Source organism: Micromonospora sp. 15K316 (assembly GCF_004348525.1).
GTDB lineage: Bacteria > Actinomycetota > Actinomycetes > Mycobacteriales > Micromonosporaceae > Micromonospora.
Genome location: NZ_SMKG01000007.1, coordinates 17,501 through 39,119 on the forward strand (window position 1 = coordinate 17,501; position 21,619 = coordinate 39,119).

Here is a 21,619-nt window from a genome sequence, read left to right on the forward strand (position 1 = left end):
CTCTCCCGTCGTCAGCCCTGGTTGCGCGGGTGTCGCCGCGCGGTCCGCTCGTTGCCTCGACGGTAGTTGCCGGTCCACCGCGCCATCACCGGCTGCGGGTCGTCGCCGACCTCGGCGAGGAACCTCGCGGCCCGACCGCCGCGCAGGGTGGCGGCGGCCCGCCCGTGGTGCCAGATCACCACGGTGCCGTCGGCCCGTTCGACGTACCGGAATCCCTGCGCCTGCGCCATCCGGTGAGGGTGCCAGGACACCCCGGAGGGCGCGACCCGATTCTCCGCCGGTCGGGTTGACTCTCCAGTGGCTGGAGACGGGAGGCTGACCGCTGTGAACGACCGCACCGACCTGCTCGGCATCGGGGAACTCGCCCGCCGGACCGGTCTCACCGTCCGGACCATCCGGTTCTGGTCCGACCTGGGGCTGCTGCCGCCGACCGCCCGTTCGGCAGCCGGCTACCGGCGCTACGACGCGGCCGCGGTGGCCCGGCTGGAGCTGCTGAGCAGCCTGCGGGAACTGGGCATCGGTCTGGACGACGTGCGCCGGATCCTGGACCGGCAGGCGAGCGTGCAGGACGTGGCGCGGGCGCACCTGCGGGCGACGGACGCGGAAATCCGTACGCTGCGACTGCGCCGGGCGGTGCTGCGGTCGGTCACCCGACGTGGCAGTACGACCGAGGAGTTGAGACTCATGAACGACCTGGCCCGGCTCTCCGCGCGGGAGCGGCAGCAGATCATCGACGACTTCGTGGCCGAGGTGTTCGCCGACGTGGACGGCCCCCCGGCCGGGCTGGCGCAGGCCATGCGGGCACTCCCCGCGGAACTGCCCGACGAGCCCACCGACGAGGAGGTGGACGCCTGGCTGGAGCTGGCCGAACTGGTCGCCGACCCGGACTTCCGCCGCCGGGTACGCGAGATGGCGGTGGCCGGGACGACCGACGAGCCGCCGCCACCGCCGGAGCCGATGACGAGACTCGAACTGGCCCGGGCGGCCCTGACGGCCGGGATCGAGCCGGCCTCGCCGGAGGGGCAGGCGGTGCTCGACGAGCTGGTGGACCCGTCGCTCACCCCGCAGGGGCGGCGGGAGCTGGCCGACGCTCTCGCCACCTTCACCGACCGGCGCGTCGAGCGGTACTGGCAGCTGATCGGGGTGCTCAACGGCCGGGAGCAGTTCCCGCCCGCCGTACCGCCGGTGGAGTGGCTGATCGCGGCGCTGCGCACGCCGCGTTGACGGCCCGGCGGACGCGCCGCCGGCGGTTCGCCTTCCCGTTGCTCAGGCGTCGAATCGAATGGCTACGATGCCGGCGTGTCCGACGACACCAGACCGGCGTCCGAGCCCAGCGGACAGCGGTTCGTGGTGTGCGGCGACGGCGCCCTGGCCCGCCGTCTGGTCGGGGAGCTCGTCGACCGGTACGGGGTGCGGGTCACGGTGGTGCTGCCGTCGCTGAACGACAACCACGCCCCCGACATCGCGGAGTTCGGGCCGCAGACCGGCCGGCCTGAGCTGCGGCCGGAGGTCCTGGTGGCCCGGCGGCTGACCGTGGAGGTGCTGCAACGCGCCGGGGTGGCACAGGCGGCGGCGGTGGCGTTGGTCGCCGACGACGACGTCACCAACGTGGACGGCGCGATGATCGTCCGTGAGCTGAACCCGGACGTACGGTTGGTGGTCCGGCTGTTCAACCCGGTGCTCGGCGAGGGTGTCGCCACCATGCTGGGCGACTGCGCCGTCCTCTCCGGCTCCGAGATCGCCGCCCCGGCGTTCGTGGCCGCCACGCTGGGCGACGAGGCCCCGGCGTACCTGCGACTGCCCGACGACGAGCTCGTCCGGGTGGCCGATCGGCGCACCCTCGACGAGGCCGCCGAGATCGTCTGCGGGCTGGCGTACACCGGTGGGCCGGAGCCGGTGCGGCTGCCGGCGGACGAGGCCGAGGCGGACCTGGTCCTCGTCCGGACGTACGGGCGGCCCCGCGCCGAGCCGCCACCGCGACGCCGGCCACGTCTGCTGCGCAGCACCGCGCTGGTCCTCGGGCGCAACCTGCGGTTGGCCCTGGCCGGTATGGCCCTGCTCTTCGCGGCCGCCGGCGCGGTGCTCGCGTACGCCCGTGGTCTGGCCCCGGCCGAGGCGGCCTACGTCGTGCTGCTCACCGCGCTCGGCGGCGCCGAGGCCGATCCGGCGGCCCCGCTCGCCGAGAAGGTGACCGCCGTCGTACTGGTGATCGCGGGTGTCGCCATCGTCCCCACGGTCACCGCGCTGGTCGTCGACGCGCTCGTGCACGCCCGGCTCAAGGTGGCCGCGGGCGGGCTCGTCGACGCGGTCGCCGGGCACGTGATCGTGGTCGGCCTGGGCAACATCGGCACCCGGGTGCTCCAGGAGCTGCACTCGTCGGGCCTGCCGGTGGTCGGCGTCGACCGGGCGGAGTCGGCGCGCGGGGTGGCCGTCGGGCGCGAGCTGGGGCTGCCCGTGATCATCGGGGACGCGACGAGTCCGGAGACGCTGCGCGCCGCGTCGGTGCAGACCTGCCGGGCGCTGGTGGTGCTCACCAGTGACGACGTGACGAACCTGGAGACCGCGCTGTCGGGTCGCTCGGCGCACGCCGCGGCCCGGGCCGCCACCGGTCGCCCGGGCGGATCGCCGCGGGTGGTGCTCCGGCTCTTCGACGACGGCTTCGCCCAGCGGGTGCAGCGGAGCTTCGGCCTGACCCACTCGCGCAGCGTGTCGTACCTCGCGGCACCGGCGTTCGCGGCCGCCATGATGGGTCGGGAGGTGATCGACACCATCTCGATCGGCCGCCATCTGCTGCTCGTCGCCGAACTCCCGGTCGGCGCGGGCTCAGATCTGGAGGGCCGGTTCTGCCCCGACCTCTCGCGGCCCGGCGAGGTCCGGGTGATCGCGATGCGTACCGGCCGGGCCGGGCAGACCATCTGGTCGTTGCCGGGACGACGCCCGCTGGTCCGCACCGACCGGCTCGTCGTGGTGGCGACCCGGGCCGGTCTCGCCGCGCTGCTCCCCCGGGCGGTACCGAGCGCCGACCCGCCCGCGCTGGTCGAGCCGCCGCCGTTGCGCCTGCTCGCCGCGCGGGCCCCGGGCCGACCGGCGGAGCACCCCGATCCGGACGCCCCGGGCCGTACGGAGCCCTGAGCGGGTCAGCTGTCGCAGGTGGTGGCGGGTAGGCCGGTCACCTTGACCGGGGAACGACCGCCGGGGCGGGCCTTGCCGGCGAGCACCGCCGCCAGCCCGTTCATGGCCGCCCGGCTGGACGAGTAGGTCGCCAGCAACGTCGGCGACGTGGCCTTGGCCAGCACGTACGGGGTGTCCATGGCGACCGTCACGGCGGCGTCGGCGCGCAGGTCGCCGGTGCCGTCGCCGTAGCCGACCAGGTGCACCACGGTGCCGCCCTCGGGCACCACCCGCACCCCGGCCGCCTTCAGCGCGTCGGTCAGCAGCGCCCGGGTGTGGTCCCGACCGTCGGAGGAGGTGACGGTGACCGGCCCGGTGACCGGGGTGGTGCCGCAGGAGCCCCGCAGGACCGTCACCGCCGCGGCGGCGAGCGCGTCGGCCGCCGCGCGGTGCGCCGGGTCGTCGAGCGTCGACATGTCGGGCGCCGCCGTACCGGCCAGCCGGAACTTCATGGTCAGCACCCGGGTCACCGCGTCGAGGAGCCGGGCCCGGGGCAGCGATCCGTCGCGCAGCGCGGCGAGCAGCCCGTCGTACGCCTGGCCGACGTTCGGGGTCATCAGGATGAGGTCGTTGCCGGCGTTGAGGGCACGCACGGCGGCCTCCCCGGGTGACCAGCGCTTGGCCGGCGCCATGTTCATGCCGTCGGTGATCACGACACCCTGGAAACCGAGCTGGCCGCGGAGCACGTCGGTGAGGAGCTTGTGCGAGAAGGTCGCCGGCGTGCCGGGGTCGACCGACCGGGCGTCGAGGTGGGCGGACATCACCGCCATGGTGCCCGCGTCGATGCCCGCCTTGAAGGGCGGCCACGCCTCGGCCTCCAGCTTCGCCCGCGGCTGGGTGAGCACCGGCAGCTCCTTGTGGGAGTCGTCGGCGCTGTGCCCGTGCCCGGGGAAGTGCTTCAGGGTGGCCGCCACCCCCGCGCTCTGCAGGCCCCGGACGGCGGCGCCCACCTGCGGCGAGACGCGCTCCTGGTCGGCGCCGAACGAGCGGGATCCGATCACGGTGCTGCGGGTGGCGAGCACGTCGGCGACGGGCGCGAAGTCCAGGTTGATGCCGAGCGCGGCCAGTTCGCTGCCGGCGGCCCGCCAGGCCGCCTCGGTCAGCGCCGGGTCACCCGCCGCCCCGGCGGCCAGGGCGCTGGGCAGCGCGGTCACCCGGTCGGTGATCCGGGTCACCACGCCGTACTCCTGGTCGGTGCCGATCAGGAACGGCGCGGCGCCGGTGGGCAGCCCGGCCGCCGCGTCGCGCAGCCCCGTGGTCAGCTTCCGGACCTGGTCCGCGCTGTCGACGTTGGTGGTCTCCTGGTTGCCCTGGGTCGGGTCGTCGGCGCTGAAGCCGACCAGGATCAGCCCGCCGAGGCGGTACTTGGCGATCATCTCGGCGGGGGTGTCCACCCCGGCGAGCCCCTGGTTGCCGGCGGCCGAGCCGGCCGAGACCTCGGTGGCCGCGTTGCCGTAGGCGTACGGCATCAGCACCTGCCCGACGAGGTCCTCGTCCGCCAGGGTCACGGCCAGGGCGGTGGCGCGGGCCGCCGGGTCGCTGGCCTGCGGCGTCGACGGGGCCGACGGGGCCGCAGGGGAGGACGGGCGCTCCGCGGACCCCGAGCAACCGGCGAGGAGCAGGGCGGTCAGGGCTGTGGCGGCGACGACGGCGCGGTGGGGGCGAATGGACACGCCGCCTATCCCACCAGTTCACCGCGTATCGGGGCAACTCGGCCCAGCCGCCGCCGACCCGCACCGACCGCCGCCGGCACCAGGAGGTACGCGCCGCAGCGGCCCGTCAGCCGACCCGGGTGAGCAGGGTCACCGGCGCGCCGTCGCCGGCGTAGCGGTAGGGCTCCAGCTCCGCGTCCCACGCCGTGCCGAGCGCCTTCTCGATCGCGTGCGTGATCGCCTCCGGCGCACGGGCGGTGGCCAGGATGCTGCGCAGCCGGTCCTCGCCCAACTGGATGTCGCCGGCCGCACCGACCGTGGCGCGGAAGAGGCCCCGCCCCGGCACGTGCATGAAGCGCTCACCGTCGGTGCCGGGACTCGGCTCCTCGGTCACCTCGAAACGGATCATGGGCCACTGCCGGAGGGCAGCAGCCAGTTCGGCGCCCGTCCCCGGACGGCCGGTCCACCCGCACTCGGCCCGGCGGGCGCCGGGATCGACGGGCTGTGCGGTCCACTGCAGGTCGACCGGCGCGGCTAGGACGCGCGCGATCGCCCACTCGACGTGCGAGCACACGGCGAGCGGGGTCGAGTGGACGTATACGACGCCACGCGTTGGCACGGTGACCTCCCGGAGAGCGAGGTGCGTCTTCCCCTACGACCTCGACCACCCGAGTGGTTCCTGCGACACATGATGACTCCTGTGACGCATGGTGCGCCAGGGAATCGGAAAATTCACCGGGAAGAGCCGCCGGAATAGCCGCAAGGGTGGTGGCCGTTGGAACCCACGACGCCGCGATGACCAGCCAGGGATCGTGGTCGTGTACAGTTCCATCGGCGGCTTGTGCCGCGCACGTCTTCTGCGGGCCCATCCATCCGGAGTCGTCCGCACAGCCCCCGGACGTTCCAGTCCTCCCGTACGTCTTGCAAGGAGTACCTCCGTGGCGAGCAACACCTCTAAGACCGCGCGCGCGTCCGTCCGGGCCGGCCAGGCTGGCCAGGGTGGCGCCCTCAGCGTGCTGGGCGAGTTCAAGTACCTCATCCCGCTCAACGGCGGCAAGCACGCCTACGTGCGGAACCTGACCAACGGCAAGACCGCCCACCTGCGTACCGACTCCGAGGCCTTCGTCGAGGAGATCCGGACGCTGGCGGCCGCGGGCCACGCCACCAAGATCCGCGCCGAGCTGAACATGCTGGCCGAGGCGCACCCCGGTGACGGCTGGGACGCGACCGAGAAGCGCCTGGTCGAGGCCGGCGTCTTCGAGGGCTGAGCCCTCCCGCCGCGCAACACGTGACCGCCCGCCGGGACTTCCCGGCGGGCGGTTCTGCGTCTGCGGCCCCGGCCGGCCCCGTCCCCACCGGGCCACCGGCAGCCTCCTGCTCGACAGGCGCCGGCCGCCGGCCGCCGGATCTTCCCGCCCCGAGGGTTGGCGTGGTGTCATGGCGGGTAGCCGGTGTTACCACCGGGTACCCCGGTGGCGGGATCCACGCGGCCCGGGGAGGCGGCGATGCCGGAGCAGTCCGAGGTGCGCCTGACCGACGGCGTGCGCCTGCACGTCGAGACGTCCGGGCCGGCCGATGCCGAGGTCACGGTGATCCTGCTGCACGGCTGGACGCTGGACGCCCGGAGCTGGCATCGGCAGCTCACCGCGCTGGACGAGGCGGTCGGCACGGCGGTACGGCTGGTCGCGTACGACGCGCGCGGCCACGGCCGCTCCAGCTGCATGCCGCTGCGTACGGCCACCCTGGCCCAGCTCGGTGACGACCTCGCCGCGGTGATCGAGGCGACCGCCCCGACCGGTCGCGTCGTCCTGGTCGGGCACTCGATGGGCGGGATGACGATCATGGAGTACGCGCACCGGCATCCCGAGCACTTCGCGGCGCGTACGGCCGGCCTCGCCTTCGTCTCGACCACCGCCGAGGGGCACACGCACACCGTCTACGGACTCTCGTCCCGCATCGCCCGGCTCATCCGGCTCGCCGAGACCACCGGCGCCGGCGTACTGGCCCGCTGCGGATCGTGGCGGCCGCCACTGCCGCTGCTGCGGGCGCTGCGCCCGAGCATCCGGTGGCTGCTCTTCGGCGAGGAGTGCGACCCGGCCGACATCCGGCTGGTCACCTCGTCGGTGGCGCGCGCCACGCTCCGCTCGATCGGCGGGTTCCGCGCCTCCATCGGGGCACAGCACCGCCTGGACACCCTCGCCCAACTGGCCCACCTGCCGGCAGCCGCCCTCGTCGGGGACCGGGACCGGCTCACCCCGCCCCCGTGCGCCGAGTCGATCGCGGCCGTGCTGCCGAACACCGAGCTGACCGTCTGCCCCGGTGCCGGGCACATGCTGATGATGGAGCGCCCCGACGAGGTGAACGCCGCGCTGCTCGGGGTGGTCCGCCAGGTACTGGGCGGGCCGCGGCCCGCCGGGCGACTCGCGCCCGCCACCCCGGCCTGACGAGGGGCGACGGCGCACCTGGCGACGCGGCGCCACCGGTCGGGGCCGTACCCTCGTTCGGTTGGCCCGGCGTGCGGCCCGTGGTCTACCACGGTGCCCGCCGCCGGCGAGGGATCAGGAGCGAGCGTGACCGACCAGACCACCCTGGAGCAGGAGATCGCCGTCGAGCAGCGGCATCTCGACCGGGTGTACGCCCGACTCGCCGAGCTGCGGCGGTCGGCGGTCCGCGCCGAACGGGACGGCTACCGGCTCGCCCGGGTCGGGAACTTCGGCGCGCTGGTCGAGCGGGACGCCATGGTCTTCCACGCCGCCCAGCGGCGCCACGCCCTCGACGCCGAGCACGAGGGGCTGGTCTTCGGCCGGCTCGACCTGCGTGACCACCAGGTGCTGCACATCGGTCGGCTCGGCATCCGGGACGAGCACGCGGCGAGCCTCGTGGTCGACTGGCGGGCGCCTGCCGCCGCCGCCTTCTACCAGGCGACGCCGGCCCAGCCGCAGGGCGTGGTGCGCCGCCGGACGATCCAGTCGAGCGGGGAGCGGGTCGTACGGATCGAGGACGACCTGCTCGACCCGGGCGCCGCGCCGCCGGAGCTGGCGGTGGTCGGCGACGGCGCGCTGCTGGCCACGCTCTCCCGGGCCACCGGCCGGGGCATGCGGGACATCGTGGCCACCATCCAGCGGGAGCAGGACGAGGCGATCCGCTCCCCCGGCTCCGGAGTCACGATCGTCTCCGGCGGTCCCGGCACCGGCAAGACGGCCGTCGCCCTGCACCGGGCGGCCTACCTGCTCTACTCCGACCGCAGCCGGTACGCCGGCGGCGGCATCCTGGTCGTCGGCCCCTCCTCGGTCTTCGTCGAGTACATCGCCTCGGTGCTGCCCTCCCTCGGCGAGGAGACCGCCACTCTGCACTCCCTGGGCACGCTCTTCCCCGGGATGGGCGCGACCCGGACCGACCCGCCCGAGGTCGCCGCGGTGAAGGGCTCGCTGCGCATGCGCCGGGTGCTGGAGCGCGCGGTCCGGGACGCCGTACCGGACGGCCCGACGGAGCTGCGCCTGCTCTACCGGGGGGAGCTGCTGCGGCTGGAGCGGCGGGAGCTGGACGGGATCCGGGATCGCGCGCTGCCGCGGGGCGCCCGCCGCAACGAGGTGCGCCGAGCCGGCTTTGACGGTGTCTTCGCGGCGCTCTGGGCGCAGGCTCGCCGGCTGAACATCGGCCGGCTGCCGGAGCAGCGCGCCTTCGAGGACGAGATCGCCGACCGGCCGGAGTTCCGGGAGTTCCTCAAGGCGTGGTGGCCGCGGCTGCACCCCCGGCACGTACTGGGCTGGCTGGCGCGCCCCGAGCGGCTGCGCCGGTACGCCGGCGGCATCCTCTCCGGGGCGGAGATCCGGTTGCTGACGGAGGCGTACCGGACCCTGGACCCGGTCGGGCTGACGGTCGCCGACATCGCGCTCCTCGACGAGCTGGACGCGCTGCTGGGTAAGCCGGTGCGCCCGGCGCGGGCGAAGCGGGATCCGTTCCAGCTGGCCGGCGGGGTACGTGAGCTGAGCACGTACGCCGACCGGCAGCGGGCCGCCCGGGACGCGGCCCGGGAGCGTCCGGTCGACTACCGGGAGTATGCGCACGTGGTGGTGGACGAGGCGCAGGACGTGTCGCCGATGCAGTGGCGGATGATCGGCCGCCGCGGCCGCCTCGCGTCCTGGACCGTGGTGGGCGATCCGGCGCAGACGGCGTGGACCGGTGATCCGGCGGAGCTGACCCGCGCCCGGGACCAGGCGCTGGGCCGCCGTCGCCGGCACCACTTCACGCTCACCACCAACTACCGCAACTCGGCGGAGATCTTCGCGGTGGCGGCGGCCGAGATCCGGCGGCTCGACCCGGAGTTGGCCCTGCCCACCGCGGTCCGCTCCACCGGTGTCGACCCGGTCGAGCTGGCCGTACCGGTCGCGGAGCTGGAGCGCGCGACGGTGTCGGCGGCCGCCGCCCTGCTGGACGACGTGGAGGGGACCGTCGGCGTGATCACGCCGGTCCCCCGCCGCGACGAGGTGGCGGGCTGGCTGGGCGGGTTGGGCGGCTCCCGCCTCCAGGTGGTGACCAGCCTGGAGGCGAAGGGTATGGAGTACGACGGGGTGGTGCTGGTCGCGCCGAGCGAGATCCGCGCGGATCCCGGCTCGGGCGTCCGGACGCTCTACGTGGCGCTCTCCCGCGCCACCCAGCGGCTGAGCACGATCGACCCGACCGGCTGACCGCTCGCCCGGCCGTTCCCGATCGGGCCTCGCGCTCGGCCGAAGGTTGCATACATTGCGATGTGAGCATATGTTTGATCGGTCCGAACCGTCGGCGGAGGGTGGTTTCGTGGGCGCAGGGCATGACCACCACGGGTCGGTGGCGAACGCCGCCGCGCACCACCGTGGCCGGCTCTGGGCGGCGCTCGGCCTGCTGAGCGCCCTGATGGTGGTCGAGGCGGTGGCCGCGTTCCGCACCGGCTCGCTGGCCCTGCTCTCCGACGCCGGGCACATGTTCACCGACGTGCTCGGCATCGGCATGGCCCTCGCCGCCATCACCGCCGCCCAGCACACCAACCGGGACCCGCAGCGCACCTTCGGCCTCTACCGCCTGGAGGTGCTGGCCGCGCTCGCCAACGCCGTCCTGCTCTCCGGGGTCGCGGTCTACGTGGTGGTCGAGGCCGCCGGCCGGTTCGGTGACCCGCCGGAGGTGCTCGCCGGCCCGATGCTGGCGGTGGCCGTGCTGGGCCTGCTGGCCAACGTGGTCGCCTTCGCCCTGCTGCGGCCCGGGGCCCAGGAGAGCATCAACCTCCAGGGCGCCTACCTCGAGGTGCTCGGCGACCTGCTCGGCTCGCTCGGCGTGATCGGCGCGGCGCTGCTCATCACGGTGACCGACTGGTGGTGGGCCGACCCGCTGGTGGCGATCGCCATCGGCGTCTTCATCCTGCCGCGCACCTGGCGGCTCGGTCGGGCCGCGGTCCGCATCCTCGTCCAGGCCGCCCCGAAGCACCTCCAGGTGACCGCGGTGCACGACCGGCTCGCCGCCGTGCCCGGCGTGGCCGGCGTCCACGACCTGCACGTCTGGACGCTCACGTCAGGCATGGAGGTGGCCTCCGCGCACCTCACCACGACCTCCGGCGCCGACGTCGGCACGGTACTCACCGCCGCGCGTACCGCCCTGCACGAGGACTTCCACATCGAGCACGCGACGTTGCAGATCGAGCCCGGCGCGACGCCTGGGGCCTGCGGGTCCTGTGAGTGGTAATGAGCACAACCTTAATTTTCAGCGTGTATTGTCCGGTTATGCCGGAATTGGCGGTGACCACAGCGGCACCGAGAGTCACATCTGCTGCGCGGGGCTCTCTGGCACCGGTAGTCTCGGCTCCGGCCTCCGGCAGGTGGCGCCCGTCGGCGCCAGCGGTGGCCGTCGCCTAATCGCCGACGTTCGGCGAGCCGGGGAACCATGTTCCTGGGGTGCATCCGCGCGAGCGGTAGGGATCTTCCGTCCCGAACCCGTCAGCTAACCCGGTCGGCGGCTGACGGAAGGACATGTGCATGCCTGTAGTGGCACCCGTACGACGACGCGCCGCCCGGATGGCGGCCCTGATCGCCGCGACGCTCGCCCTCGCCGTCGTGGTCACCCCCGCCGCCGCGGCCGCTCCCCCGGCGGCCCTGCCCGCCGCCGTTCCGCACAACGACGCCGAAGGCGGAACCCCCGCGCTCCGCGCCCAGCTCGACGCGGCGAGCAAGGGCTGGCTCGACGCGAAGGCGGCCCTCGCCCGCTCGGTCCAGCGGCAGCAGCAGCTCACCGGGCAGCTCAAGACGATCGACGTCGAACTGGCGGAGCGCAACGGCAAGGTCGGCGAGATCGCCGGGGTCGCCTACCGCACCGGCCGGCTCGGCACGATCTCGGCGCTGCTCAACAGCACCAGCCCGGACGGTTTCATGGACCGGGCCGCCGCCCTGGAGGCCGTCGCCGCCAACGAGGACCGGGTGCTGGCCGACCTGACGGAGACCCGGGACCAGGCCAACCGGACCCGCGCCGCGCTGGACGGCGAGATCAAGGAGCAGCGCAAGCAGGTCGCCGTCATGGCGAAGCGCAAGCAGCAGGCCGAGCGCGCCCTCGAGGTGGCCAACGCCAACGCGGTCCGCGCCACGGCCGGTGGATCCAACCGGGGCACCTCCACCGCGAACGCGGAACCGGCGCCCCGCAACCGCGACGGCTCCTGGCCCAAGGAGTCGTGCAGCGTCGACGACCCGACACCGGCGAGCGGCTGCATCACCCCGCGTACGCTGCACGCGCTCAAACAGGCCAAGGCGGCCGGCTTCACCCACTACGTCTCGTGCCACCGCAACGGCGGCTCCGGCGAGCACCCCAAGGGCCGGGCGTGCGACTTCGCCGCGCAGAAGAACGGATTCGGCGGCGACGCCACCGGCGCCGACAAGACGTACGGCAACAACCTGGCCGCGTACTTCATCCGCAACGCCGACCGGCTCGCGGTCCTCTACGTGATCTGGTACCGGCAGATCTGGCTGCCCAGCAGCGGTTGGAAGTCGTACAGCGGGGCGGGTGGAGACCCGTCCAGCGACCACACCAACCACGTGCACCTCTCGGTGTACTGACGTCGCGGCCGCGGGTGGCCACGCTCGGCCACCCGCACCGCCGCGGGCGGTACGTCACCGGACGTAGCCGCGATGTCGTCGGTCGGCCGACGATCCGGCCGCCCCGCACGGGCAGCATCACGGGCATGACCCGGACATCGCCCACCGCCCGCAAGGCGCTGCTCACGCTGCACCTGGTCACCTCGCTGGGGTGGCTCGGCGCCGACCTCGTACTGCTCACCCTCGGGGTCGCGGTGCTGCGCGGCGCCGACCCGGACGTGGTCTACCCGGTCGCCGCGCTGATCGGTACGACGCTCTTCGCCCCGCTGGCGGTGGCCGTATGGGCGGTCGGCGTGGTCAGCGCGCTGCTGACCCCGTGGAAGCTCTTCCGGTACCGCTGGGTGCTGGTGAAGCTGCTGATCACCACGGCGATGGTCGTGCTGGTGCTGGTCCTGCTCACCCCGAACCTGCGCGCCGGCGGCGAGCTCGGGGCCGGCCTGCCGGCACGGGACCGGGCCGACCTGGTGATCGCGCCCGCCGTGTCGACCAGCCTCATGATCATTGCGACGGTGCTCTCGACGTACAAGCCGTGGGGACGGATGCGGCGGACCGGTTCGGCCGCGACGGGCCGGCGCTCGCCGGTGGCCGGGCGCGCGGACGGCTGACCGGTCGAACCGCCGCCGGCCGACGTCGGTCAGGACGTGGCGGCCGGGCCCTCGCGGTCACTGTCGAGCGCGCCGGCGAGCCGGGTCGCCAGCGCCAGGTGCGCGGCGCGGGCCTGCCCGAAGGCGTACGCGAAGAGCGGCGCCGGCGCGGCGAGGGTGATCTCGACGTCGATGCGCAGCAGCCCGTCCGCCTCGGCCCGCAGCAGGGTGCGGTTGCGCACCGTGGTGGCCGGCCACTGCCGGGCCACCGTCACGATCTCGTCGGCCGCCCGGACGAGCACGTCGGCCCGGTACCGCACCGGGAACCGCAGCGGCCCGGCGGCGAGCCGGTCGGTGATGGCGTAGCTGGCCCGTGCGCCGGGCCGAGGTGGGAGCCGGCGAACCCGGACGACCAGCGGATGCAGCTCGCCCTGCCGGCCCAGGTCGCCGAGGAGAGCAGCGGCGTCGGCCGGCGAGCAGCGCGCCTGGACGCTGTAGCTGAAGGAGTCCCGCCTGAGCACGCCGTCCTCCCGCCGTCGCCGGTCACCCGATCCTCACTCGGGACGGGCGCGGTCAGGCGCCGGGGAGCACCTCGGGCGTGGCGGCCCCCGCGTAGTAGGGCTCCGGCGCGCCGAAGAGCCCGAGCAGGCCGGTCACCCAGAGCTGCCGGTGCACGAACCGGCTCGGCTCGGTGACCACGAGCTTGACGCCGCTCACCTCGGCGGTCTGGAAGCCGGCGACCATCGCGCTGATGCCGACGGAGTCGATGAAGGTGACAAGGCGCATGTTGAGCTCGATGCGCGCCGGGTGGCCCTTGGCCAGCACCTCGGCGATCGCTTCGCGCACCTCGTATGCGGTGTCGACGTCGATCTCGCCGCGTGGGGCGATCTCCACGACACCACCGGACAGAACCGACTTCACGATCGACAGGCTCACGCGAGCACCTCCACCCGCCCGTCCCCCGGGCGCCTCATCAGTACGCGGGCCGCGACCGAGAGTATTCCTCCGATGGCCTCGGTCGCCACCCCCGGGGGATGAGCAATTCGCGGATCAGGGCACGACTCGTCACCCTTGTCCGGATTCTTCTCTTCGTCTGTTCGTTCGACGGCCCGTCCGGACCGACGCATCGCCGCCCAGGGTAGCCGGTCCACGCCAGCCGGGCCGAAACGACGCGACCGGGAACGCTCCGGACCCGAGATCCCGATCTCGTTCCGGTTCCGCACGGCACGGGCGTGTTTGCCGGGGCGACCTAGCATCGGCCGGGAGTCCACGACAGAGGGGATGATCAATGATCAAGAGACTGGCCGGCCTGGCCGGCGTCGGTGCCCTGCTCGCCCTCGTACTGGCCTGCGGCTTCGGTGGCGGAGGCGATGATGACGACGACGATGACGACGACTTCGCTCGGGGCGCCGCTGTCGTCTCGGTGCGCTGACCACCCCCACTCCCTGCGACGGGCCGGCTGCGTGACCGCGGCCGGCCGCCGGGCGTGGCGAGTCCGGGGCGACCGGCCGGCGAGTCCCACCACGGGTACCGGTGGCGGCCCCGCTGGGGTGATTCGGCGGGTTTGGGGCACCGGTGGGCGGGGCACTGGCGGGTAGGCCAACCGTGACGCGCCGGTCCGGCTGGCCGAGAGCCGACCCCGACCGCCGCGGCCGGCGCCCCCGAGGAGGTAATCCCGATGTTCGGAACGACCCTGCTGGACCGCCGCAGCAGACCCGAGCGGATCGCGGACCAGGCGTGGCAGCACCTGGTCTCCAGCGTCAACACCGCCGGGGACACCGTCCGAGGCACCGCCCGCCACGCCCAACGCGGCGGACACCGGCTCAGCGACGGAGCAGGTGACCTGGTGGGCAACGCCGCCGACGAGGCCCGCCGCCGGGCCACCCTCGCATTCGACGCGCTCGCCGGTCGACGGCCGGCGCTGCCGTGGACGCTGCTGATCGGCGTGGCGCTGGTCGGCGCGGCGATCGGTTGGGCCGCGGGTACCGCCGCCCGGGCCGCGGGCAGCCAGGAGGACCGCGCCGTCGACGACATCGACTTCGTGGACGTGGACCGCCCCAACTCCCCCGCCGGCCTCGACACCTGATCGAGCAGCCGCGCTTCCGGCCGGGCCCCCGCGGACGATCGAATCGGGTGCGCCGATGCCGGGGTGTCCGGCGTTCGCCGACACCCCGGCATCGGCTCGTCAGATGGCGTTGATCCGGTCCGGCGCGCGTTCGGCGCGGGCCAGGGCACGCAGCACGGCCTGCTGCCCGTGGCGGCGTACCGCCAGCCGGGCGAGCAACGAGAGCACCGGCTCGAGAACGTCGACGGGCAGTTCCGGAGCGGCCACGCCGACGCTGACCGCCAGGTCGTCGGAGTGCACGGCGAGTTCCATGAGGCGGGTGGTCAGGAAATCGTCAAGGGTGAGCGACCAGGGCCCCCGGGTCAGGTGCACCACCCGCCCGGCCGGTTCCCGGGTCAACGCCTCGGCGAGCCGTTGCACCGCCTCGGCCGTACGGGCGACCAACGCCTGCGGCCCCTCCTGCGCGATCTCCTCCCCCACCCGGCGGATGCCCACGTTCACGTCATCGTCGACGCTCGCGCCGATCCAGCTGCCACGGGCGTAGTGGTCGAGCAGACCGATCGGATCGCCGGCCGGGACGGGCTCGGCGAGCACCGCCTCGACCTGGAAGACCTGCGAGGCGAGGTGCCCCGCGAGGCCGGCGACACCGAACTCGGCGAGCGCGCTGGGTCGACCCCAGCCCTCGGCGACCGCCGGGTCGTCCAGCAGCCGCACGGCCGAGCGAGCGGCCGTCAGGTAGGCGGTCCTGATCGCAGCCATGTCGTACCTCCTTCGGGGGTGGAACCACGGCGAGCCTAGACCTGCGGGCCCCGCCCAAGATCGTCGACCGCGATCACCCGGGTCGGGCGAGGGTGGCTCACCCCGACCGGCGGCAGCATCGCCTCCGGGAGGGCGTGCCCGCGGGAGCCGCCCGACGCGAGGAGGAGGAGGGAGCGAATGGCCACCGAGACCGTCACCCGTACCGACCAGGAGATCCAGTCCGACGTCCTCGACGAGCTGACGTGGGAGCCGCGGGTCCGGCCGCACGAGATCGGGGTGACAGTGGCCGAGGGCGTGGTCACCCTCACCGGCCGGGTGGACAGCTACGCGAAGAAGTGGGCCGCCGAGCGGGCGGCGCACCGCGTTCCCCGGGTCCGCGCGGTCGCCAACGACCTGACCGTGCAGCTGCCCGGCGGGGCGGAGCGGGCCGATCCGGAGGTGGCCGGCGCGGTCGGGCACGCCCTGGAATGGGACGCGTTCGTACCGGTCGAGCAGTTGCAGGTCACCGTCTCGGACGGCTGGGTGACCCTGCACGGCGAGGTGGAGTGGGAGTACCAGCGGCGAGCCGCCGAACGGGCGGTCAGCCGGCTCACCGGGGTACGGGGGGTGAGCAACGGGATCACCGTCCGGCCGGCGGTCCGCGCGGACGGTCACGAGCTGGCCCAGCGGATCGTCGACGCCCTCGCCCGCAGCCGGGCCATCGAGTCCGAGCACGTCACCGTCCGGGTGCACGGCGACACGGTGATGCTGACCGGGCTGGTCCACTCCATCCCCGAACGTGCCGAGGTGGAGCGGGTGGCCTGGTCCGCGCCGGGCATCCGGGAGGTGCAGAACCACATCGCCGTCGCCCCGGTGCTGCGCTGAGAGACCGTCGGGAATGCCCAGGGGCCGGTTCTCCGGACAGCCCCTGAACCACCCGGGCAGGGTGAGCCGACTTCACCCGGCCGCAGGCGAGCGTGGGAGTCATGACTGATCCGAACGGGCTGATCGGACCGGGGCGGCCGGCGCCGGACTTCGCGCTGCCGGCCACCCCGGACGGGCGGCGGACCGGCGTACGCGAGCACCGCGGCCGGCCGGTGGTGCTCGCGTTCTACCCGGCCGACTGGAGTCCGGTCTGCGGCGATCAGATGGCGCTCTACCAGGCCGCCATGCCGGAGTTCGACCACTACGGGACGGCCCTGCTGGGCATCTCCGTGGACAGCTTGTGGTCGCACCGGGCCTTCGCCCAGGACCAGGGCATCGAGTTCCCACTGCTGGCGGACTTCGAGCCGAAGGGGGAGGTGGCCCGCGCGTACGGCGCCTACACCCGCAGCGGCGAGGCCGCGCGGGCACTCGTGGTGATCGACCCGGACGGCACGGTCGCCTGGGCCCAGCTCTACCCGCCGGAGGTCAACCCGGGGGCGGACGGCATCCTCGACGCGCTGGAGCGGATGCGCACCAGCGGGGAGGTGAGGATCGGATGACCACCCCGTTGCAGGTCACCGCCCGTCTACGAACCCCGGTGACCGGATCCGACCACGTCCGGGGCGCGGCCGACGCCCCCGTGACGATCGTCGAGTACGCCGACTTCCAGTGCCACTACTGCGGCGCCGCGTACCCGAACCTCAACGAGCTGCTCCGCCAGCGGGAGGGCACGGTACGGCTCGTCTACCGCTACTTCCCGATCGCCAACGTGCATCCGTACGCGGAGAGCGCGGCCGAGGCGGCCGAGGCGGCCGGGGTCCGCGGCCGGTTCTGGGAGATGCACGACTGGCTCTACGAGCACCAGGACCAGCTCGATCCGGTGCACCTGTCGCTCGGTGTCGAACAGCTCGGCATGCCGCCGGACGACATCGACGCCGAGGTGGAGCGGCACGCGCACGCCGACCGGGTACGCCGGGACTTCGTGGGCGGGATCCGCAGCGGGGTCAACGGCACCCCGACGCTCTTCGTCAACGGCGCCCGGCACGACGGCGGGTACGCCCTGCCGGAGCTGCTCGCCGCCGTCGACGCCGCGGCCGACACCTGAGTCGCTCAGATCAACCGCAGCTCGCGCGCCCGCCGGACCGCCTCCCGCCGGCGGGTCGCGTCGAGCTTGCGGTAGATGTTGCGCACGTGGGTCTTCACCGTGTTGACCGACAGCGACAACTCACTCGCTATCTCCACGTTGGACAGGATGCTCTGCAGGTAGCGCAGGATGGTCAGCTCCCGCTCGGTGAGCGGCTCCTCCAGCGTCGGCCCCGGCTCGACCGGCCCCCGCTCGGCCGGCTCGTCCGCGCCCCGCACCAGGTCGCTGACCATCGACCAGTGGGCGGTGCCGGTGTCGAGGTGCGCGGCGAGCAGATCCCGCACGGCCGGATCGGCGCGGGTGAAGACCCGCCGGACGCCCTCCGGGCCGGCGAGGTCGAGGACCTGCTCCACCGTGCGGCCGGCCCGGCGCTCGTCCCCGCCCTGCCGGGCCAGCACCGCGTCGAGCAGCCCCGCGTCCAGGCGTACCGGCAGCGGCCACCGCGCCGCCTCCGGCGCCGACCAGTCCGGCAGGACGCGAGCGGCGGCCCGCGGATCACCGGCGCGCAGCTCGACCCGGGCCAGCGCCACCGCGACCGGGGCGAGCGGCTCGACCTGGTCCCGCAGCGGCGCGGCCAGCAGCTCCCGGGCCGCCTCCAGGTCACCGCGCGCGCCGAGCAGGTCCGCCTCCGCCGCCAGCAGCTGGTGCGCCAACTCCAGAGCGGCCGGCCGATCCGCGATCCGGTGCCGCGCCTCCGCCAACAGCCGGTGACCGGCGGCCACCTCGCCCCGGTCGTGCAGCAGCTGCGCCCGGCAGAGCGCGGCGAGCGCCGTGGCCGTGGTCTCCGCTGCTGCCGTGCCGGCGCCGGCCGACGTCTCGGGCTGCCCGGTCGCGGCCCCGGCGAGGGCCAGGTTCCCGGCGGTCTCCTCGGGCTGGTCCCGGTGCAGGGCCACCACGGCCAGCGCCAGGTGGGCGTACGCGCAGTCGAGCCGGCAGGCCCAGCCGTGGCAGGGCGGCATGGCCAGCGCCGCCCGGGCGGACGCCTCGGCGGCCCGCAACCTCCCCTGCACGGCGTTCAGCAGCGCGGACCGGCTGGCGCAGACCAGCTCGGTGCGGAGCCGGCCCGCCTCCCGGGCCGCCCCCAACGCGCGCGCGAACCGCGCCGAGGGCAGTTGCCCCTCGGCCAGTTCCACGAGCCCGAGCGCGGTACCGGCGAACGCCCGCAGCTCGGCGTCCTCGGTGGCGCTGCCGCGGGGACCGCCGGCCACCGGCGAGACGAGCGGTGCCGCCCCGGCGGCGGGGTCCGAACCGGTGGTGGGCGCCCCGGCCGGGGCAGCACCGTGCGCCCGGATCAGCCGGGCGGCCGCGGCGCGTACCTCGGCGTGGTCGCCGGTGAGCCGGGCCAGCGTGAGCTCCACCGCCGTGGTGAGTCGGAGGAAACGGTCCCGGCGCTGGGCGGGCAGGGTGTTCGCGGCCGCGACCGCCGCGTGCAGGTGCGCGGTGGCGGCCGGCGGGTCACCGGCGTGCGCCCGCTCGGCCGCGCAGGCGAGGGCCAGCTCGGGATCGCGCCGCACGGCCTCGGCCGGTGGTGGCGCCGGCGCGGGCACCCCGAAGTCGGCCGGGTCGTACGGGGCCAACTCCGGCCACTGCGCGACGAAGATCTCGGTCGCCCGGTCCCAGTGGCCGCCGGTTAGCGCGTGTCGCAGCCCCTCCGCCGGCCGGCCGTTGTCGGCGTACCAACCGGCCGCCCGGAGGTGCAGCTCCCGCAGTTCGTCGGCGGGCAGCCGGGCGAGTTCCGCCCGGAGCAGGTCGGCCAGCAGGGGGTGGCAGCGGTACCAGGGCGGACGGCTCTCGTCGCGACGCAGCAGGCCACCGTCGCCGGCGAGGTCGGCGAGCGTCCGCCCGGCGTCCGACCCGCCGGTGAGCGCGTCGGCCAGGTCGGCGCAGACCGTCTCGGCGAGCGCGGTGCGCCGCAGCAGTTCGCGGGCCGCCGGCTCGACCGCGGCGAGCACCTCCTCGTGCAGGTAGCCGGCGACGTCCGGCTGGTCGCCACCGAACTGCTCGACCCAGCGCGACGGGTCGGGCTGCCGCCGCAGCGCCAGCGCGGCGAAGCGGAGGGCCGCCGGCCAGCCTCCGGTCCGCTCCCGCAGCCGGTGCACCGCCGCCCCGGTCAGCGCCACGCCGTGCGCGGTCAGCAGGTCGGCCACCTCGTCGTCGGTGAAGGCGAGGTCGTCCGGACCGATTTCGGTCAGCTCGCCGGCCAGCCGCAGCCGGTGCACCGCCAACGGCAGCCCGGCCCGCGCCCCGACCACCAGACGCAACCGCTGCTCGGCGTGGCGGAGCAGGAAGTCCAGCCCGGTCAGCGCGGCCGGGTCGGTGACCCGGTGCAGGTCGTCGAGGACCAGCAGCACCGGCTCCTCCCGGGCGGCCAGTCCGGCGGCCAGCAGCTCCAGCTGATCCGGCCGGGGCCGCCGATCCGGCAGCGGCGCGCTGTCCCACCCGGGGCCCGTGCCGGCGCGCAGCGCCGCCGCCAGGTACGACCAGAGCCGATCACCGTCGTCGCCCGTCTCCACGGAGACCCAGGCCGGCCCCGGCCGGGCCGCCTCGGCGACGCTGCCGTCCGGGCGCACCTCGGCGCCCTCCCCCGCGCTGCCGCCCACGAGCCGGGTCCAGGCCGCCAGCAGAGTGCTCTTGCCCCAGCCGGCGGGCGCGCTGACCAGCGTCACCGGCCCGGCGCTGCCCACGTCGAGCCGGCGCAGCAGACGGGGGCGGGCCAGCACCGAGTCGGGCAGCGCGGGCGGGTGCAGGCGGGACGCGAGCAGGGGCGGTCGCGCGCCGTCCGCCGCCCCCACTCGGGCACCGCTTCGCTGCTCCGGCATCCGGCCCACCCCCACGGACGCGTTCCACCCCCCGGTCGGCGGGCGGTTACCCGGCGGGCGGCCGTTCACCCCTTCGGGGCGAGCCCGTTCACCCCGGACGGGCCGAGGACCGCAACCCGGACTTGACCGGATCTTCCGGACAGCCCTCTCGAACGGCACGAGGACGGGTGGCACACTCGCGGGATGGCTGGAGAGCGGGCCTACGACGTGGTGCTCTTCGGGGCGACCGGCTTCACCGGCGGGCTGACCGCCGAGTACCTTGCCCGGCACGCGCCGCCCGGGCTGCGGTGGGCGCTGGCCGGCCGGGACCGCGACCGGCTGGCGGCGGTCCGCGACCGGCTCACCGCGATCGACCCGGCGCTGACCGAGCTGCCGTTGCTGACCGCCGACAGCACGGACCCCCACTCGCTGCGCGCGCTGGCGGAGCAGACCCGGGTCGTCGCCAGCACCGTCGGCCCGTTCATCCGGCACGGCGAGCCGCTGGTCGCCGCCGCCGCCACGGCCGGCACCGACTACCTGGACATCACCGGAGAGCCGGAGTTCGTCGACCTGATGTACCTGCGCCACCACGCCGAGGCGGTACGCACCGGAGCACGCCTCGTGCACGCCTGCGGGTTCGACTCGATCCCGCACGACCTGGGTGCCTGGTTCACCGTGCGGCAACTCCCCTCCGACGCGCCGATCACCGTCGACGGTTTCGTCCGGGCCGGCGGGCGGTTCTCCGCCGGCACGTACCACTCGGCGCTCATCGCGTTCTCCCGGTCGGCGCAGGCCGGCCGGGCGGCCCGGGAACGGCGGTCCGTGGAGCCGCGGCCCGAGGGCCGGCGGGTCCGTGCGGTACGCGGACGGCTCGCCCGCCCGGCCGGGCTGGGCATGTGGGCGGTACCGCTGCCCACCATCGACCCCCAGGTGGTGCGTCGGTCGGCTGCGGCCTGCCCGGCGTACGGTCCGGACTTCCGCTACCGGCACTTCGCCGCCGTGAAGCGGTTGACCACGGTGCTGGCCGCCGGGGTCGGCCTGGGCGCCGCGGTGGGGCTGGTACGGCTGGCGCCGACCCGGCGTTGGCTGCTCGGCCGGCTCGCCTCCGGGCAGGGGCCGGCCCCGCACCAGCGGGCCCGCTCGTGGTTCCGGGTCCGGTTCGTCGGCGTGGGCGGCGGACGGCGGGTACGCACCGAGGTGGCCGGAGGGGACCCCGGGTACGACGAGACGGCGAAGATGCTCGCCGAGTCGGCGCTCTGCCTGGCCCTGGACGACCTACCGCCGACCGCCGGCCAGGTCACGCCAGTGACCGCGATGGGCGAGGCGCTGCTCACCCGGCTCACCCGCGCCGGGATCACCTTCCGGGTGCTGGACGCGGTCGACGCCGAGGGGGCTTGACCCTCGACCAGCTTGAGACGGCAGGATCGGTCGGCG

General features: G+C 74.8%; 21 protein-coding genes and 1 riboswitch. Of the genes, 14 read left to right on the plus strand and 7 right to left on the minus strand.

Annotated elements, in window-relative coordinates; translation table 11 throughout:
* Window positions 1-11: 11 nt before the first annotated feature.
* The gene (locus tag E1211_RS03405; protein ID WP_132345267.1) at window positions 12-230 is read right to left on the minus strand and encodes a hypothetical protein; all 219 of its coding nucleotides are present in this window, start codon (window positions 228-230) and stop codon (window positions 12-14) included.
* A gap of 94 nt (window positions 231-324) precedes the next feature.
* On the opposite strand from E1211_RS03405, the gene E1211_RS03410 reads away from it, so the two are divergent.
* Window positions 325-1,224 carry a MerR family transcriptional regulator gene (locus E1211_RS03410; protein ID WP_132345269.1) on the plus strand — a complete coding sequence of 300 codons (900 nt, stop codon included), beginning with the start codon at window positions 325-327 and terminating at the stop codon, window positions 1,222-1,224.
* A gap of 75 nt (window positions 1,225-1,299) precedes the next feature.
* Complete coding sequence (locus tag E1211_RS03415) at window positions 1,300-3,132, plus strand: TrkA family potassium uptake protein (protein WP_132345271.1); 1,833 nt, start codon at window positions 1,300-1,302, stop codon at window positions 3,130-3,132.
* Between the two features lie 5 nt (window positions 3,133-3,137).
* Here E1211_RS03415 and E1211_RS03420 read toward each other — a convergent pair whose 3' ends face one another.
* Both E1211_RS03420 and E1211_RS03425 read right to left on the minus strand, forming a co-directional pair.
* A complete protein-coding gene (locus E1211_RS03420; protein WP_371686119.1) occupies window positions 3,138-4,844 on the minus strand; it encodes a glycoside hydrolase family 3 protein in 1,707 nt (568 codons plus the stop codon).
* A gap of 106 nt (window positions 4,845-4,950) precedes the next feature.
* Window positions 4,951-5,442, minus strand: a complete 492-nt coding sequence (locus E1211_RS03425) for a DUF3145 domain-containing protein (RefSeq protein ID WP_132345275.1) — start codon at window positions 5,440-5,442, stop codon at window positions 4,951-4,953.
* 319 nt (window positions 5,443-5,761) lie between these two features.
* On the opposite strand from E1211_RS03425, the gene E1211_RS03430 reads away from it, so the two are divergent.
* The 6 genes from E1211_RS03430 to E1211_RS03455 all read left to right on the plus strand — a co-directional run bounded on the left by E1211_RS03430 (window position 5,762) and on the right by E1211_RS03455 (window position 12,537).
* On the plus strand, window positions 5,762-6,091 hold the full coding sequence (locus E1211_RS03430) for a hypothetical protein (RefSeq protein WP_132345277.1): 330 nt from the start codon (window positions 5,762-5,764) through the stop codon (window positions 6,089-6,091).
* A 237-nt stretch (window positions 6,092-6,328) separates the two neighbouring features.
* Window positions 6,329-7,267 carry an alpha/beta fold hydrolase gene (locus E1211_RS03435; RefSeq protein WP_132345279.1) on the plus strand — a complete coding sequence of 313 codons (939 nt, stop codon included), beginning with the start codon at window positions 6,329-6,331 and terminating at the stop codon, window positions 7,265-7,267.
* Window positions 7,268-7,393: 126 nt separating this feature from the next.
* A complete protein-coding gene (locus E1211_RS03440; RefSeq protein ID WP_132345281.1) occupies window positions 7,394-9,511 on the plus strand; it encodes an AAA family ATPase in 2,118 nt (705 codons plus the stop codon).
* Window positions 9,512-9,620: 109 nt separating this feature from the next.
* Window positions 9,621-10,535, plus strand: a complete 915-nt coding sequence (locus E1211_RS03445) for a cation diffusion facilitator family transporter (protein WP_132345283.1) — start codon at window positions 9,621-9,623, stop codon at window positions 10,533-10,535.
* 153 nt (window positions 10,536-10,688) lie between these two features.
* A riboswitch (cyclic di-AMP (ydaO/yuaA leader) is annotated at window positions 10,689-10,821 on the plus strand.
* Window positions 10,822-10,825: 4 nt separating this feature from the next.
* Window positions 10,826-11,893, plus strand: coding sequence for a hypothetical protein (locus E1211_RS03450; RefSeq protein WP_132345285.1), 1,068 nt, complete (start codon window positions 10,826-10,828; stop codon window positions 11,891-11,893).
* Between the two features lie 125 nt (window positions 11,894-12,018).
* Entirely contained in the window at window positions 12,019-12,537 is a 519-nt protein-coding gene (locus tag E1211_RS03455; RefSeq protein WP_132345287.1) for a hypothetical protein, read from the plus strand.
* Between the two features lie 29 nt (window positions 12,538-12,566).
* Here the strand turns inward: E1211_RS03455 and E1211_RS03460 are convergent, their stop codons facing one another.
* Both E1211_RS03460 and E1211_RS03465 read right to left on the minus strand, forming a co-directional pair.
* The gene (locus E1211_RS03460; protein ID WP_132345289.1) at window positions 12,567-13,037 is read right to left on the minus strand and encodes an SRPBCC family protein; all 471 of its coding nucleotides are present in this window, start codon (window positions 13,035-13,037) and stop codon (window positions 12,567-12,569) included.
* A gap of 52 nt (window positions 13,038-13,089) precedes the next feature.
* Complete coding sequence (locus E1211_RS03465) at window positions 13,090-13,452, minus strand: STAS domain-containing protein (RefSeq protein ID WP_132345291.1); 363 nt, start codon at window positions 13,450-13,452, stop codon at window positions 13,090-13,092.
* A gap of 352 nt (window positions 13,453-13,804) precedes the next feature.
* Here E1211_RS03465 and E1211_RS32320 point away from each other — a divergent pair, with 352 nt between their 5' ends.
* Complete coding sequence (locus E1211_RS32320) at window positions 13,805-13,948, plus strand: hypothetical protein (RefSeq protein ID WP_165947155.1); 144 nt, start codon at window positions 13,805-13,807, stop codon at window positions 13,946-13,948.
* 246 nt (window positions 13,949-14,194) lie between these two features.
* The gene (locus E1211_RS03470; RefSeq protein ID WP_132345293.1) at window positions 14,195-14,602 is read left to right on the plus strand and encodes a hypothetical protein; all 408 of its coding nucleotides are present in this window, start codon (window positions 14,195-14,197) and stop codon (window positions 14,600-14,602) included.
* A gap of 99 nt (window positions 14,603-14,701) precedes the next feature.
* Here the strand turns inward: E1211_RS03470 and E1211_RS03475 are convergent, their stop codons facing one another.
* Complete coding sequence (locus E1211_RS03475; protein WP_132345295.1) at window positions 14,702-15,340, minus strand: maleylpyruvate isomerase N-terminal domain-containing protein; 639 nt, start codon at window positions 15,338-15,340, stop codon at window positions 14,702-14,704.
* Between the two features lie 177 nt (window positions 15,341-15,517).
* Between E1211_RS03475 and E1211_RS03480 the strand changes: the two genes are divergently transcribed.
* From E1211_RS03480 to E1211_RS03490, 3 genes are all read left to right on the plus strand, one after another.
* A complete protein-coding gene (locus tag E1211_RS03480) occupies window positions 15,518-16,204 on the plus strand; it encodes a BON domain-containing protein (protein ID WP_132345297.1) in 687 nt (228 codons plus the stop codon).
* Between the two features lie 101 nt (window positions 16,205-16,305).
* Entirely contained in the window at window positions 16,306-16,803 is a 498-nt protein-coding gene (locus tag E1211_RS03485; protein WP_132345299.1) for a redoxin domain-containing protein, read from the plus strand.
* On the plus strand, window positions 16,800-17,348 hold the full coding sequence (locus E1211_RS03490; protein ID WP_132345301.1) for a DsbA family protein: 549 nt from the start codon (window positions 16,800-16,802) through the stop codon (window positions 17,346-17,348). The genes E1211_RS03485 and E1211_RS03490 overlap by 4 nt, the downstream gene beginning before the upstream one ends.
* Window positions 17,349-17,353: 5 nt before the next feature.
* Here the strand turns inward: E1211_RS03490 and E1211_RS03495 are convergent, their stop codons facing one another.
* The gene (locus tag E1211_RS03495) at window positions 17,354-20,275 is read right to left on the minus strand and encodes a LuxR C-terminal-related transcriptional regulator (protein WP_371686120.1); all 2,922 of its coding nucleotides are present in this window, start codon (window positions 20,273-20,275) and stop codon (window positions 17,354-17,356) included.
* 114 nt (window positions 20,276-20,389) lie between these two features.
* On the opposite strand from E1211_RS03495, the gene E1211_RS03500 reads away from it, so the two are divergent.
* Window positions 20,390-21,583, plus strand: a complete 1,194-nt coding sequence (locus E1211_RS03500) for a trans-acting enoyl reductase family protein (RefSeq protein WP_132345305.1) — start codon at window positions 20,390-20,392, stop codon at window positions 21,581-21,583.
* Window positions 21,584-21,619: the final 36 nt, after the last annotated feature.